Source organism: Paenibacillus sp. FSL L8-0340 (assembly GCF_038593145.1).
In the GTDB taxonomy this organism is placed as follows: Bacteria; Bacillota; Bacilli; order Paenibacillales; family Paenibacillaceae; genus Paenibacillus_AQ.
In genome coordinates this window covers 3,701,108-3,716,161 of record NZ_CP151967.1, presented here as the reverse complement: position 1 = coordinate 3,716,161, position 15,054 = coordinate 3,701,108, and the positions used below count along the sequence as shown (strand labels likewise).

Genomic DNA, 15,054 nt, shown 5'->3' with positions numbered 1-15,054 from the left:
TTCATTTCATTAGATTGGGGCCTTCCATATAGGAGGTCTATTTTTGACGCACACATTACCTTACCCTATGGAGGCCGCCATGCATCGCGTAAACCTGAACCAGGAACGATTCAACCAACAGGTATTTGATCACGCCTCCTTTGGCATCGCCCTTGTTGGGCCAGAAGGTGTGATTTTAACTGTTAACCCCGCCATTGAACAGATTTTTGGCTATTCCACTGCAGAATTTGACGGCATGAGGTTGGAAGACCTTTCCCATACCGATGATGATTTTAGAACTATACACCAACTCAAGACGCTCATGGGTGACCGAACCAACGTACAGCTCGAAAAGCGGTTTATTTCAAAAAATGGAGACGACTTGTGGGGGCTGCTATCTCTCAAGCTTTTCAGTGATGAGGCGGACCAGGCATTGTATTACATTTGCCAAATCATTGACATCACCAAGCAAAAGGAATCCGAGCAGCGCCTACAGGAGTCAGTTGAGCGGTATACATCACTCAAAAAATACAATCATGACACCGTGATTTCATTTGGGCTAGACGGCCGAATTATTAACGCCAACAGTATGGCGGAAAAGATCACAGGCTACTCCATAGAGGCCGATCTGATCGGGATGGAGCTTTCGAGTCTAATTGGCCACGAGAATGTCCAGAAGATTCTGAAAAAAGCGCTGTACGATGATTCGGTTGAACAGCACATTAATGCGCTTAGAACCAAAAGTGGCCAGATTGTTGAAGTGCTTACCAGTATTGCACCAATTTATGTGAGTAATCAAAATATCGGATTCTACCTCATCTGTAAGGACATCTCTGAACAGCGGCAATTGTTGCTTGCAAAGGAGGCTGCCGAGTCTACGAACAGAGCGAAAAGTGAGTTTCTTGCCATGATGAGCCACGAAATCCGCACCCCTATGAACGGGGTAGTCGGCATGACGGATATTCTGCTTGATACAACTGACCTTAATGAAGAGCAACGAGGCTATGTGGAGATCATCCGCAAAAGCGGGGATACCCTGCTCAATATCATCAATGATATTCTTGATCTTTCAAAAATCGAAGCAGGCCGAACTGAACTGCAAGAAGATACATTCGCTCTTCGCAAATGCATCAAGGACAGCTTCGCTGTTATTTCTATGAAGGCTGATCAAAAGCAAATCGAGCTCTCCAGTACGATAAATCACGATGTTCCGGACTACATTTACGGAGACTGCGACCGTTTGAAACAGGTTCTCCTGAACCTGCTTGGCAATGCCGTAAAGTTCACCTCCAAGGGCAATATATCGGTAAAAGTGAAGCTGCTAAAGGAAGATCCGACAAAGCTGGCCTTTACGGTAACAGATACGGGCATTGGGATTGATCCTATGCGGCTGAATGACATTTTTGAACCGTTTGCCCAAATTGACAGCTTTATGACGCGCAATCACGAAGGCACTGGTCTGGGCCTTGCTATCAGCCGCAGAATTATCGGTATGATGGGCGGCGAGATTTACGCGGAGAGTGACGGCAAGAGTGGCTCGTCTTTCACCTTCACCATCAAGCCCAAGAAAACAGCGGCAGTTCCCGCTCAAGAATCTTCCTCGTACAAGCACCCTATTACACGAGAGATTAATATTTTGCTTGCTGAAGACAATTACATCAACCAACTGGTGTTAACCAAAACACTTGAAAAATTAGGTCATAGAATCACCCCTGTCTCAAACGGCTTAGACGCAGTTGAAGCAGCACACAAAGAGAAGTTTGATCTCATTTTAATGGATCTGCACATGCCGATTATGAACGGCTTCGATGCGGTGAAGTTGATAAGAGAAGAACACAAGGAGAACTGTCCCCCGATTATCGCAGTCACAGCCAATGCTTTGAAAGGTGATCGGGAAAAATGTCTCGCTGCCGGGATGGACGAGTATGTCAGCAAGCCTATTAAGCGGGAAGTCATCCTGAAGATTATTGACCAGCTTGTGAACAGATAGTAAAAGGTACTATTTTCGAGTGATAATTTTCCCTTTAGGAATACAGTAAAATGCTGGACATTACTGTTATACTTGGAGGGGATTTTTTCATATGACTGATTCAAATGGAAAAACAGAATCGATATAAACGACACAAAAAAGCGCGCGCAGCGTGATTCCATTAGTTTATCCTCTTACAAATTGACACAATATATATGTTCTCATTTTCTGAGAAATTGAAGAGTAAGCGCATTGACTTCCTCCGCATGCTCCATGGTCAGGGAATGGCTTGCTCCAGCTATCAAATAAGCTTCCATATGCGGGATCATAATTCGAGCGTTATCTAATGCCTTTTGAGCGGGATAAATCACTTCCTTGTCCCCGATGAGAAGTAATGTGGAGATATTAAAATTTTGGAATTCCGCTTTCTTAAATACTGAAGGCATCAGTTGCAAAAGTGGTTTTGCATTACAGTAACCTGCAATAATTTGAGCCCGGAATATAGGGTCCAACGGATCACCTGTTGCAGAGAACCATGAAAATGCATTATCGATCCACTTCTCTGTATGTAATAATAAAGCAGGATAGATCTTTGTGAAAAATTTAACACTTATCCTATGGAATGTGCCTGCTGGAGCATAAAGCATTAATTTAGATACTCGTTCCGGATGTGCTAGCGCAAAATTTAATGAAAGAAAACCACCCATCGAGTGACCGGCTAAGTCCACCTTGGTAAACATCAGTGAATCCAGAACCTCCAGAAGCCACTGCGTGGCAGCATTCCTGCTCTTTATGGGTAAGGTAGGCTTGCTTCTACCGAAGTCACCTATCACATCAACGGCGTAAATGCAGCGTTCTTTCGTCAGTTGTTTCACATTAGGGAACCACATAGTACTGCTCATGGTCATTCCATGCAGGAGTACAAGTGGTTGCTTGCTCGGATCACCGATACATATCACATACGTCATCCCATATGAAGTCGGAATATAGCGTGAGGACACTTCCATGTCAAAACGATCTATACTTCTCTGATATGTAAGCTCGTATTCTTTCTCAGCTGCTTCATTCTTAAAAATAGTTGCCATAAAACCACCGCCCTATTATTAATATTTCATAGGAAACCTTGGATAGTATGATCTGAGATTTTTATGTATTTTTTCACATTATTTTAGACTATACCACAAATTAACACACTGATTAAATCTATTTTTATCTCATCCTCAAGCACTTACATCTTCACCTCCTGAAACCGCTTGCTAGACTTCCTATGCCATAAGGAAATGCACATCAACCCCTTCGTATAAACTGAAGGGGTTGAGCATTTCACCTATTACGTACTCTATAAACTCAACCTCTGCTGGAGTAATACTGCCAGCTCTTCAGCTGTATCCCAAACCATCGGACGGATATCTTGGATTTGTACAAAAAGGTTATCGGCATCGCTCCCGTTTACGGTCCAGATCACTGGAATGTTTAAACCGAGCGCATATCCCGCTGCAAAATACACCTCGGGGGATTGACCGGATAAGTCCGCAATCATCAGCTTACTGCCCGCGATAAGCTCCAAGGAATACTGTTCACGGCTCTGCGTTTTTGTATGTGTAAGCAATCGCGGCAAATAACCGCACTGCTCGATTTTCGGCAACAGTATTTCCAGCCACTCCGTGCGCAAATCCCCCTCATCCGAAATGAGAACGACGCAAGGCTTTAATTTTTTCCCTCCGGTGTTCGCAGCGGCTTCGCTCCAGCCTTTACCGGTAAGCTTAAAAGACATACCTTCCCTGATAAGCAGCTGCTCGTTGATCAGCTTATCAATGATATAAACCAGCTCTTGCAGATTGGGCGAATAGGTCAAATTATAGCTGCCGGAGAGTGGTTGAATGACAACAGGTTCCTCCGGCCCTTCGGAATGTCTGTATAAATATTGCAATAGACGGTTTCCTTTATCTTCAATGGTAACGGGTATTTTCGGAGAATTTGCAATCGACTCTAAGTCGTTGGCGGCTAGAGTGACCTTTTCATCGCAATCGGTCAGCTCGCGGATATAAGCTGATATTAAATGAAGCATATCACGTTTCTTGGGGTGCAGCAACGAATTAATAGGTTCATAGCTGTCTCTCCGCAGGCTATAGAAACCGCCGGGTGAACAGGCACAGCTAATATATCTATCGTAATCGCCTTCCGGTTTAATGGGAACAATCTCATCGCAGAACAAACAGTGTTTCTTATTCATGACAACTTTTCACCTCTTATTAATTGCTAACCTCTACCTTACCAAGTTTTTTAAGGAAAGTAGACAAGCAGATATTTCCTTCACTGCTGAAAATGGACGTTTATTGATGAACTTATAGTCTATCCTCAGTCGGCGATCATACAAAAAAGACAGCCGTCAGGCGGCTGCCTCTTCTTAGTTTATGGAATTAAAGTTTCTGAGTGCCTCTCCCCGCTCTTATGCACTAGGAAGCCGCATAACATCAGGCTAATTGCCACATAGGCTGCGATCATGCCGATGATGCCGAACCAGCCAAAATGGCTGTACAGCAACCCGCCGCCTGTACCACTTACACTAGAGCCTACGTAGTAGAAAAAGAGATACAGTGCATTGGCCTGCGACTTATGATCATCAGCTACCAGGCCCACCCAGCTGCTGGCAATGGAATGGCCACCGAAGAAACCAAAGGCGAACAGCGCAAGGCCGATGATTTTGACCCATAAGAAGGGATGCATCGTGCAAAGTGCTCCCGTTAAAATGATGGCAAGGGTTAACCTAATGACACCGGTACGGCCATACCTGTCAGCCAGCCGCCCCATCCAGGTGGAACTGAAGGTTCCCATCAGATACACGACGAAAATGCTGCCGGCCAGTGACTGGCTAAGATTGTACGGTTCACCGGTCAACTCGAAGCCAATATAATTAAACAAGGAGACAAAGCTGCCCATTAGCAGGAAACCTAGCCCATATAGACAAAGGAGCCGCGGATTACGGCATTGCGACCAGAGCAGTGGAATCACCTGGCCCAGCTTGCCTGTCTTCTTCACGAAATGGCGCGAAGGCGGAATCACCCTCCAGAATATCAAAGCCGCAGCCAGACCCAACACGCCAATGACACCGACAGCTGCGCGCCAGTCAAACCAGTCGGTCAACAACCCGCTGATGATCCGGCCCCCCATTCCTCCAATGGAGTTGCCGCTAATGTAAAGACCCATTGCATAACCCAGACTGAGGGGTTCGATTTCTTCCACAAGATAAGTCATTGCTATAGCGGGCAATCCAGCAAGCGCAATGCCTTGTAATATACGCAACAGCAGCAATACGGGGAAAAACGGGCTAAAAGCGGAAATGATGGCGATCACGGAAGTTGCAACCAGAGAGGCCGTCATAATGGCTCTGCGGCCAACCGCATCGGATACGGAACCGATGAACAGCATGGTCAATGCCATGGATAGAGTGGTGACCGACAAGGTTAAACTGGATTCCGTCGGCGTGATTCCAAACGCTTCGGTAATTTCCGGCATCAAAGGCTGCAGGGTATAAAGAAGCGCAAATGTGACAAAACCTCCGGCAAACAGGGCAAGACTAATATTTCGGAACGATTTTGAACCCTGCTGAATTTTCATTGCTCCCTACTTTCTTTGCTGGAGAAACTCCGATTGTCGGAACAGGACAGGGTGACCGGAACCCTCCTTGTTATTTGCGGAACAGCTTTCGTTCCATCTGGGTTAAGAACTCGTAGCCGTCTGCTGTCACCACGATCGTATCTTCAATCTGAAATCCGCCTGCGCCCAGTTCATAATAAGGAACCTCCACACACAGCACCATCCCCTGTTGCAGAATGCGGTGATCTCCGGGCGACAGAGTTACATCATCGTACAATTCCAGGCCGATGGCATGCCCCACATGCTGGCGCCGGTAATGCGGAATGCCTTCCTTCTGAACTCTGGCTACAGCTGCCTGGAAGACGTCAGATGCTTTTACGCCGGGGCGGATCATTTCAAGCGCCTGCTCCCAGCCGCTGCGCACTGCATGAAAGTGCTGTTCCATCCAAGGTGTGGCTTCTCCAAGCACTACAGTCCGGCCTGTATCTCCCCAGTATCCGTCCAACTGAAGACAGAGATCAAAACGGATCTGGTCCCCCGGCTCGATGACGCGGAAATAATTCTCAATCAGCGGCAGAGCGCTGCGCGGACCCGCACCAACTGCCGTCATCGCGGGGGTGCCCCCTGCTTTCATCACGGCAAGCCGGTAATGGTCGGCCAAGTCCTTCTCGTGCACACCCGCGGCGATCAGACCGATTAGTTGCTGCTCAATCGTCTCGTTCAGAACTGCAGACTTCCGCAGACGTTCGATTTCAAACGGTGTTTTGATCTGCCGGATCTGGCGGAACAGCTGGTAGGCTGCAACAGCCTGTCCGCCGGGAAGTCCAGCGGCAAATTTAGCAAGCAGATCTGGAGCAATTCTCATTTCATCCACCCCTACTGCTTGTCCCTTGAGCCCAAGAGCTTCAAGAGCCGCTTCCAACGCTTCAATCGGCCCCGCATAGGTTGTCGTATTTTGCAGCAAAGTGTAAAAAAGATCAATATCCGGAGTAGATGGCTTGCCTTCGATAGACCCCTCCACAAAAAAATCGCTGTACACATATAAATCTGCTCCGGTAATCCCCAGCTGCGCAATTACACCCAGCCGGTTGGTAGGAATAATGACACAGGGACGGGTTTCCGGTTCACGCGGCAGTACAGCATAAATTTGCATCGTCCAGTTGCTGGCCCGCAGCTGCGAGCCAAGAATATAGTTGATGTTTTCCGGTGTGGTCGCCACAAGAGCGGCCAGACCTCTGGTTGCCATAAGTTCAGCGGCACGCGGCCGGTTGACTCCGGAAACAGGATTCGAGATTTGCTTGTCCATCAGGTTCAAGACCTCCTTTTCTTCGTTCGGCTGCCGAGCAGTTTTTCCAGACCCGGTGCGGAGCGGATGAGCAGTTTGATTGCAAAAAACAGAACAAGTGCAAAAGCGATAAGCACCATGGACACGACAGCGACCGTAGGATCCTGCCATTTTTCCATGTACAAGAAGAGCTGTATAGGCAAGGTATAACTTCCCTGACGTAAGATAAGCAGTGCCGTCTCGACCTGATCAAAGGTGAAGACAAAGGCAATCGAACCGGCTAAAACAAGCGAAAGCCGCAGCTGCGGCAATGTGATCGTAAAGAAAATGCGAAAAGGTCCGGCCCCCAAATCGGCGGCAGCTTCGCGGTGTGCCGGATTGAGATTGGCGAGAGCGCTGCCAACAATGGACAGGACAAACGGCAGGACGATGACCGCCTCCCCCAGGATCAGGGCAAATAATCCGCCAGCGATGTGCATCTTTGAGAACAGGATCAGATACGCCACACCTAATGTAATCTTGGGCATTACCATTGGCGACATGAAAAAGGCGCGTAAAAGTCCCCTGCCCGGAAAAGGATAATGGACTATCGCCAGCGCAGCCATTGTGCCAGTAACCAGAGCCAGCAGAACTGCACCCGCTGAAGACAGCATACTGTTCCGGAAGGCTTCCAGAAACTGCTTCTGATCACCCAGACGGCTGTACCATTCCAGCGTCAGCCCCTCGGGCGGAAACTTGCTGGAGGCTCCGCTGCTCACTGAGGTTACCAGGATCATCAACAACGGCAGCAGCAGATACAATCCGACGGCCCCTGCACATACGTAGAGAATCCATTTGTAATCCCGTGGTTTTTTAGTCATGGGTCTGCCCTCCCGTCCGGGTACGCCGGAACATCAGCCGGTCAGCTAACTTGTTCACAATCAATGATACAAAGATCGATGAAACAAACAAAAAGAGGCTCGCCACAGCCGCCATCGGCCAGTTCGTATCCAATGTCCGCTGATAGATCAGTACCGGAAGCGTCATGACGCGCCCGCCTCCGATCAATTGAGGCGTTGTAAATGCGGTCAGGCAGAGTGTAAAGACAATCTGCACCCCGCTCGCAATGCCCCTCGCGGACAAGGGCAGTGTAATGGTTAGAAACGTGCGCCATTGACGTGCGCCCAGATCATGGGCTGCCGCTTTCAGTGAATCATCGGTTTGGGTAAGCACATTCAAGATCGGGAACACCATAAACGGCAGAAAGATATGTACAAGCGCAACGGTAACCCCGGTCTCGTTATACATCATCTCAAATCCGCTATCCGTCAGTCCCATCTTTATGAACAGCCAGTTCATAAAACCCTGCTTAGACAATAGCAGCTGCCATCCATATGATCTGACAACAGCACTGACGAGAAGCGGAAGAAATGTTAGCAGCAAGAAGAACTGTTGTAAGCCTTTCCGTTTCAGGCCGGCAATACAGTAGGCTAGCGGATAGGCAAGCAGCAGACTCCAAAAAGTTACCTTGGCGGCGACTCGAAAGGTGGTACCTATCAAGGTCCAATAATAAGGGTCACCCAGGAAAGAACGGTAGGAATCGAGATTCCAGTCCCGGATCAGCCTCCCGTTCTCGTAGAGATCAAAACTATACCGGCCGAAGATCAGCAGTCCACCTAGATATACGATGCCCATCAAGGCAAGCGCAGGCAACAGCAGCAGCAGCTGAGCCGCCCAGGTTCGGTTCCCCGGAGAGAACAGACCCGCGAGCTTGCCGGCAGCCTTCATCATAAGGAACCCACTCTTAGTGGAGGGCCATCAACGGGCAGGAGAAGACCGTCTTCGGGATTGAATCCGATTTGCAGCGAGTCGCCCGGAGCATACCGGGCATCCCCCCGCTGATACAGTGTGCTGGCATGCAGCTGGATATGGCCACCCATATCCAGCGTGTAGCGGATGCTTGCACCGCCATATGCACATTCGGTCACTCTTCCTTCCAGCCGGTTGTCGCAGTCACTTGCCGCTTCTCCGATCCGGAGATACTCGTAACGGACGGAGAGTGAACCCGTACTCCCCGCAGGGAGCGGGGGCAGCCCTTCCTGCGGGCGTACGGCAAGCTTCAAGCCGCCGGCTTGAACCCAGACCCGGCCTTCTTCCGCACCAAGTACCTTCACCCGAAGCAGGTTGGTGTCGCCGATAAACTTGGCAACAAAGCTGTCCACCGGCCGTTCGTAGATTTCATCGGGCGTCGCATATTGGAGCAGCTTGCCGCCCCGCATGACACCGATGCGGTCAGACATGTTCATCGCTTCATGCTGATCATGGGTAACGAAGATAAACGTGCCCCCGAATTCACGTTGTATCCTTTTCAGTTCACGCTGCATATCCAGCCGCAGCTGCAAATCCAGTGCAGACAACGGTTCGTCCAGCAGCAGCACTTCCGGCTTGTTGATTAAGGCACGGGCGATGGCAACGCGCTGCGCCTGTCCGCCGGATAGCTGGGAGACGGCGCGCTGGCTGTAGTTGCCGAGCTGCACCAGTTCCAGCATCTCCTGTACCCTCTGTTTAATTTCGTGCTTCGGGGTATTTTTGACTTTCAAACCGTAAGCGATGTTATTGTAGACATCCATATGCGGGAACAGCGCCAGTTGCTGAAAAATCATATTTGTATTTCGTCCATAAGCCGGAATCCCCGAGACATCTTGTCCTGACAGCAGCACAGTCCCCTCATCAGGCTGCTCCAGGCCGCCGAGAAGCCGGAGCAGCGTGGTTTTCCCACAGCCGCTGGGCCCGAGCAGAGAGACGAATTCTCCCCGTTTCACCTGTAGCGACACCTGATTAACGGCCGTATTTCCCGCATAACGCTTGCTCACATCACGCGTCTCGATTGCAATCGGCCCCACTCCGTCACTCATTGTCCCAACTCCCATCTCTCCGGTTGCTGCCAGCAGCCGGTTTATAATTTTGTTTTGACCAGACGGTCCCACAGTTCCTTCCAGGCGGAGCTGTTCTTGGCCAGCGTATCCCAGTCAGGATTCATTCCCTTACTCTGCTCCTCAACGGAGAAGGATGGATCATCCTTGTATTTATCCGGGATGACTGCTGCCGTGCTCGTCACTGGAGTGCCTGTCGCCTCGGCGTAACGGGACAGCGCATCTGCGCTAAGCAGCTCGTTAATGATCTCGTTGGCCACTTTTGCCTGCTCCGGCGTAGAACCTTTGACAACCTGCAGCGAATAAGGGAAGGAAATCGCACCTTCCTTAGGATAAGCTACGGCCAGCGGCGAGCCGCCGTCGATCCAAGTTTGTGCTACTTGTGAGCTGAACGGAGCAATCAGGGCATCGCCCGAATCGAGCAGACCCTTAAGCTGGTCGTTCGAGGTAACCAGTGTGCCGATCTGCTCGCTGTTATCCGCCCAGAACTGGAAGGCCGGCTCTGGATTCTCGTAGGATGCGCCGAGTTCTTCCCCTTTTACAGCCAGAAGCGGGGACAGATAAGAATAGAACATGTAATCCCACAATGCAGTTTTCCCTTTGAACTCTTCGTTTCCCCACAGGTCGTTCCAGCTTGTCGGCGGTGTTTTTACCAGATCTTTGTTGTAGACCAGCGCAAAGCTCGACACGCCCCAGACGATGCCCTTGTTATCAGCGGTGTGGAATGCTTCGGGAATGTCCTTCATATGGGTGACTATGGCCGGGTCAAGCGGCTCCCACATATCGTCATTGACGCCTTTGGCTGAAGCATCTGCGTTGAAATAACCGAAGTTTACAATCGGATTGTTCGGGTCAGCCTGCTTGCCTGCCAGCATTTTAGGATACATTACAGCATTGGAGGATTCTTCGAAGGTCACCTCAACATTCGGATGGTTCTTCACATACTCTGCTACGACTTCTTTAGGAACCACATCCTGATTGGAGCCGGCCCAGATAAACATGGTCAGCTTGACCTTTTCACCACTGCCGGCTGCTGTCGAATCTTCCGATTTCCCGGCAGGATTGTTATCAGCAATATTGTTTCCGGTAGCGTTATTCGCGTTGTTTCCCCCTCCACAAGCTGATAGTGCCACAATCATGGCAAGCGACATTGCCGGTAAGATATAAGAGCGTTTAAGTTTTTGAGTACTCATTCGGTTCTCTCCTTCAGGTTATTTAATATAATTCCTAATTTTGTCGCCTTCCGGTCATAGCCGCTGTTGTCATCAGCGCAGCCCTATTCCCCTGCGCAATTCTTCCATGATCTCTGGTACTGCTGAAGCCGAAACTGGATGGCCCGCAGCAACTCTGGACTCAGCTTCTGCCATCGTCTGTCTCTTCAAATAATCCCGAAGTGCCAGCGGATAGCTGCTCAGAGCAGCGTTCACGGCGAGCTGCATTTTATCCGTCCACACCGTTTCAAACGCAGTCCGGGCTTCCCCGAAGCTGAAAGCTTCCCGATTCTTACTGCGGCCATTACGCAGCAGCTTAGTGGATGCTTCATCAATGGTTTTGCCATTTGAATTTAGCACTACACCGTATTGCTCCCGCGCCTGATCTTCCGACAAAAGTCCTTTCTGCATATCATTCAGTACGAATGCAGATTCCCGTTCATAAGGATCTCCATATCCGCCGCCGCCCTGGGACAGAAAAGTCACGGTATCTCCCGGTTGTAGTAAAAGCTCATCAATCCGGCCAAGGTTGCGTTCATCTGGCCGGCCTTCATTAAATATCGCTTCTCCATGCTTACCTACACCACCTCCCAAGCGGCCCCAGGGCTGGAATTCCATCCGTTCCATATTTCTTGCGGTCATCACGGTATCCGGACTGAGAATCCTGACGCGCAGGTCGATGCCGCTGCCGCCCCTGAATTTGCCGGCTCCGGCTGAATCCGCCCTTAAACCGTAACGTTCAATCAGTACAGGCATCTCCGCCTCAACCGTTTCAGCCGGGGTATTCCGCAAATGGCCTACGGCGAAATCCATCCCGTCAATCCCATCCTTCATCGGTCTTGCCCCTGATCCGCCACAGATCGGCTGAATTACACCGACTTTGCTCTTGCCGTCGGAAGCATCGGTCATTGCCATCATCACAATGCAGGCTTGACCTGCTCCTGCAGCCGGCACCTTGCTGCTCTGCGCCTGGCTCAGCGCCCCTGTAATGACATCCATCACCCGGATAAAGGTCGCCGCTCGCGCACCTACTGCCGCCATCGGTTCCGGATTGAGCACCGATGCCGGAGGCGCGTAGTTGCGCACCATCCGCACCATCCCGGAATTCCATGGAATCGCCGGATCCAGTGTCCGGAAGTAACGGATCAACGCCGGCACAAGCATATAGTGCCCTTGCTGGTTATGGGTCGGAATATTAAACGAAGCTCTAACCTGCGGGTCGGTTCCGCTAAAGTCCAGATAGATATCCGTGCCGGTAATTGTCATGCGGCAGCGCAGCCGGATCGGATAGCCGCCGGGACCCTTCTCCAGATAGTCCCAGAAGTCATAGGAGCCGTCGGGAATATCCTGAATGATTGCCCGGGCTTTAAGCTCCGCATACTCCAGCAGATTCTCAATGCCTTGCTCCACCTGCTCCGCACCATATCTGCCGATGAGTTCCTTCAGCCGCTGTTCCCCTCTGTTCAGCGCTGCCATAAGCGCATTGAGATCGCCAAGGTTCTGCCCGGGAATCCGGCTGTTGTCCAGCAGCAGCCGGAGCACCTGCTCATTCCTGCGGCCAGCCTCATACAGCTTGACCGGCGCAATCCGGATGCCCTCCATATGTATGTCATAAGCACTTGGCGATACGCTGCCCGGAACCTTTCCGCCGACATCCGAAGAATGTACGAAGCAAAGTCCAAAAGCAATGATCCTGCCGTCATGGAAATAAGGCTTAATCAGGTGAATATCCGGCAGATGGGTAACCATCCCCCCCGTGGTATAGGGGTCATTGCAGATGACTATGTCACCTTCCTGCCACTGGTGTATTGACTTGATGGCGGTAGCCGCAGGAATTCCGAGGGAGAGGTTGTATCCCGTATTCAGCGGAGAGCCGAACGTCTCGCCTTCCGGCGATAACAGGTAGGTGCCGAAATCACCCGTTTCCTTGACAAAAGCGGTAAAGCCGGTGCGCAGCACAACGTTGGCCATTTCCTCTACTGCTGCCTGAATCCGGTTATTGAAGATTTCGAGGAAAACTTTATCCGTAATCATAGATCTGCCTCCCCGATAATATTTCCGTTAGCATCTCCGTGTATTGTGTAGCCGGGAGGTACAAACACCGTCGTATCATATTCCTCAAGGATAGCCGGACCGGAGATTCTTGTATCTGCGTTCAGATGCTCCCGATTAAGCACCTTAGCCTGGTAATCCAATCCGTCAAAAGTGATTCCCCGGGTCTCCACAGGTTTTCCACTGCCTGCTACCTGCGGAGAAGCTGCCCTAATCTTACTTGGCAGAAGCCCGACGATACTTGCCCGCAGATTGACAAACATGACTTCCGCCTCCGGCTGGCTGATTCCGAACACGGATTCATATTTGCGGTGGAATTTAATCTCCGCTTCTTTAGGATCAGAAATATCAGAATCTGAGAGGATAACCTCCAGATCAAATGCCTGTCCTTCATATCGCATATCCGCGCTGTAAATGACGTATGTACCGCCCAGGGTTACTCCGCCCTTAGCCTCATCCTCAATCCAGCGGCGTCCTTGCTGCTCAAGCGAAAAGAAATGTGTCTGAAGTTCTCCGGCATCCAGTCCACGGCTGCGCTTGTGAAGTGTGAAGACAAAGTCGTTGCGCAAATTGGCAACCGTACAGCCCAGAGCACAAAGCGTGCCAGGAGAAGGTGGAATTAGCACCCGGCGGATGCCAACTTCACGTGCCATCAGAAAAGCATGCATCGGGCCGGCCCCCCCATAGGCAAGCAGAGTGAAGTCACGGGGATCGACTCCTTTTCGCGCCATCAGCGGTGAGAATTGGGCATACATATTCGCAGTGGCCACATCCAGAATGGCCTGCGCCGTCTGCTTGGCAGTTAGCCCGAGCTGGTCACCCAAAATCGTAAGCGCCTGTTCAGCCAGTTCAGGGAACAGCTGCATCTGGCCGCCGAGAAAACGGTCGGCCTGCAGAATGCCTAAATACAAATAGGCATCCGTGGTTGTTGCCTGCTTGCCGCCGCGGTTGTAGCACGCCGGGCCCGGCTTGGCGCCGGCACTGCGTGGCCCTACCTTCAATACCCCGACCGAATCAACCCAGGCAATCGAGCCTCCGCCTGCTCCGATGGCGGTTACATCTACCGCAGGGATGATGACCGGGAAATCCCCCACCTGATTCTCTGTGGAGTAAGCAGGCTCCTTGTCGATTAAGGCGACATCTACGCTTGTCCCGCCCATGTCGAAGGTAACGACCTGGTTAATCCCTGCCTGCTCCGCGATAAAGGTTGCGCCAATCACACCCGAGGCAGGACCGGACAGGAGCGTCCTTACTGGCTCGGACGCAGCGCGGGCAGCGGTCATCATACCACCGTTTGACATGGTGGACAGCAGCGTCGCCGATACGCCGTAGGGTCCGATTCCTTCTTGCAGACGCTTGAAATAAGACCCCATCCGTTCGCCTACATAAGCATTCATCACTGCGGCCAGCGTCCGCTCGAACTCTCGCTGCTGCGGCCAGATTGCACTGCTTCTGCAGATGAACAGCTGCGGATAACGCTCACGGATCAGCTGTTCGGCCAGTTGCTCATGCCCGGCATTGGCATAAGAATGCAGGAAGCTGATGGCCAGCGCCGTAACCCCCTCCTGCATCAATTCATCCACTGCCTGGAGCAGTTGTTGCGGGTCCAGTGGGGTGAGCACTCTGCCGTCTGCGAGCTGACGTTCATCAATTTCTTTTACAAGCTGACGCGGGACAAGCGGCAGCGTTTTATCCCCATAGAGGTTAGTTGTATTCTCAAGCCGCAAGCGGCGTATTTCGAGTACATCCCGGAAACCTCTGGTCACCAGCAGCCCGGTAACTGCACCACTGCGTTCGATCAGCGTATTTACGCCAAGTGTAGTACCATGTACGAAGAGCTCAATTTTGCGTGTGTCCACTCCCTTCGACTGCAGCTGGTCTAATGCCTGGAATATCGCCTGTTCGGGAGCATCGGCTATCGAGGGTATTTTGAGCGCCGCGACAATCTGGCCCTGCCCGTCTGTAACAATGGCATCCGTAAAGGTTCCGCCAATATCTATGCCTAAGCGGTAATGGATCTCCACACTTTCCACTCCTTTATTCAAAGCA

Annotated in this window: 11 protein-coding genes; 1 reads left to right on the top strand and 10 read right to left on the bottom strand. The window is 51.0% G+C overall.

Annotated features, from left to right (window positions below; all coding sequences use genetic code 11):
* Nucleotides 1–43: 43 nt before the first annotated feature.
* On the top strand, nt 44–1,969 hold the full coding sequence (locus NST07_RS16680) for a PAS domain S-box protein (RefSeq protein WP_342481909.1): 1,926 nt from the start codon (nt 44–46) through the stop codon (nt 1,967–1,969).
* A gap of 200 nt (nt 1,970–2,169) precedes the next feature.
* Here NST07_RS16680 and NST07_RS16675 read toward each other — a convergent pair whose 3' ends face one another.
* From NST07_RS16675 to NST07_RS16630, 10 genes are all read right to left on the bottom strand, one after another.
* Complete coding sequence (locus NST07_RS16675) at nt 2,170–3,033, bottom strand: alpha/beta hydrolase (RefSeq protein ID WP_341093183.1); 864 nt, start codon at nt 3,031–3,033, stop codon at nt 2,170–2,172.
* Between the two features lie 254 nt (nt 3,034–3,287).
* Nucleotides 3,288–4,181: a hypothetical protein gene (locus tag NST07_RS16670; RefSeq protein WP_342481908.1), complete on the bottom strand. Its 894-nt coding sequence runs from the start codon at nt 4,179–4,181 to the stop codon at nt 3,288–3,290.
* A gap of 179 nt (nt 4,182–4,360) precedes the next feature.
* A complete protein-coding gene (locus NST07_RS16665) occupies nt 4,361–5,566 on the bottom strand; it encodes an MFS transporter (protein WP_342481907.1) in 1,206 nt (401 codons plus the stop codon).
* 70 nt (nt 5,567–5,636) lie between these two features.
* Nucleotides 5,637–6,851: a Xaa-Pro peptidase family protein gene (locus NST07_RS16660; RefSeq protein WP_341093179.1), complete on the bottom strand. Its 1,215-nt coding sequence runs from the start codon at nt 6,849–6,851 to the stop codon at nt 5,637–5,639.
* Between the two features lie 5 nt (nt 6,852–6,856).
* Nucleotides 6,857–7,690: an ABC transporter permease gene (locus NST07_RS16655; protein ID WP_341093178.1), complete on the bottom strand. Its 834-nt coding sequence runs from the start codon at nt 7,688–7,690 to the stop codon at nt 6,857–6,859.
* Complete coding sequence (locus NST07_RS16650) at nt 7,683–8,600, bottom strand: ABC transporter permease (protein WP_342481906.1); 918 nt, start codon at nt 8,598–8,600, stop codon at nt 7,683–7,685. Before NST07_RS16650 ends, NST07_RS16655 begins: the two co-directional genes overlap by 8 nt.
* On the bottom strand, nt 8,597–9,724 hold the full coding sequence (locus NST07_RS16645) for an ABC transporter ATP-binding protein (RefSeq protein ID WP_341093176.1): 1,128 nt from the start codon (nt 9,722–9,724) through the stop codon (nt 8,597–8,599). Before NST07_RS16645 ends, NST07_RS16650 begins: the two co-directional genes overlap by 4 nt.
* Nucleotides 9,725–9,765: 41 nt before the next feature.
* On the bottom strand, nt 9,766–10,935 hold the full coding sequence (locus NST07_RS16640) for an extracellular solute-binding protein (protein ID WP_341093174.1): 1,170 nt from the start codon (nt 10,933–10,935) through the stop codon (nt 9,766–9,768).
* A gap of 72 nt (nt 10,936–11,007) precedes the next feature.
* Nucleotides 11,008–12,987, bottom strand: a complete 1,980-nt coding sequence (locus NST07_RS16635) for a hydantoinase B/oxoprolinase family protein (protein ID WP_342481905.1) — start codon at nt 12,985–12,987, stop codon at nt 11,008–11,010.
* Nucleotides 12,984–15,050 carry a hydantoinase/oxoprolinase family protein gene (locus NST07_RS16630; RefSeq protein WP_342481904.1) on the bottom strand — a complete coding sequence of 689 codons (2,067 nt, stop codon included), beginning with the start codon at nt 15,048–15,050 and terminating at the stop codon, nt 12,984–12,986. Before NST07_RS16630 ends, NST07_RS16635 begins: the two co-directional genes overlap by 4 nt.
* Nucleotides 15,051–15,054: the final 4 nt, after the last annotated feature.

What these genes read in the sequence shown, in the direction of transcription:
- NST07_RS16650 (WP_342481906.1), bottom strand. Translation starts at nt 8,600, where the DNA reads ATGATGAAGGCTGCCGGCAAGCTCGCGGGTCTGTTCTCTCCGGGGAAC.
- NST07_RS16655 (WP_341093178.1), bottom strand. Translation starts at nt 7,690, where the DNA reads ATGACTAAAAAACCACGGGATTACAAATGGATTCTCTACGTATGTGCA.
- NST07_RS16670 (WP_342481908.1), bottom strand. Translation starts at nt 4,181, where the DNA reads ATGAATAAGAAACACTGTTTGTTCTGCGATGAGATTGTTCCCATTAAA.
- NST07_RS16665 (WP_342481907.1), bottom strand. Translation starts at nt 5,566, where the DNA reads ATGAAAATTCAGCAGGGTTCAAAATCGTTCCGAAATATTAGTCTTGCC.
- NST07_RS16640 (WP_341093174.1), bottom strand. Translation starts at nt 10,935, where the DNA reads ATGAGTACTCAAAAACTTAAACGCTCTTATATCTTACCGGCAATGTCG.
- NST07_RS16645 (WP_341093176.1), bottom strand. Translation starts at nt 9,724, where the DNA reads ATGAGTGACGGAGTGGGGCCGATTGCAATCGAGACGCGTGATGTGAGC.
- NST07_RS16660 (WP_341093179.1), bottom strand. Translation starts at nt 6,851, where the DNA reads ATGGACAAGCAAATCTCGAATCCTGTTTCCGGAGTCAACCGGCCGCGT.
- NST07_RS16675 (WP_341093183.1), bottom strand. Translation starts at nt 3,033, where the DNA reads ATGGCAACTATTTTTAAGAATGAAGCAGCTGAGAAAGAATACGAGCTT.
- NST07_RS16635 (WP_342481905.1), bottom strand. Translation starts at nt 12,987, where the DNA reads ATGATTACGGATAAAGTTTTCCTCGAAATCTTCAATAACCGGATTCAG.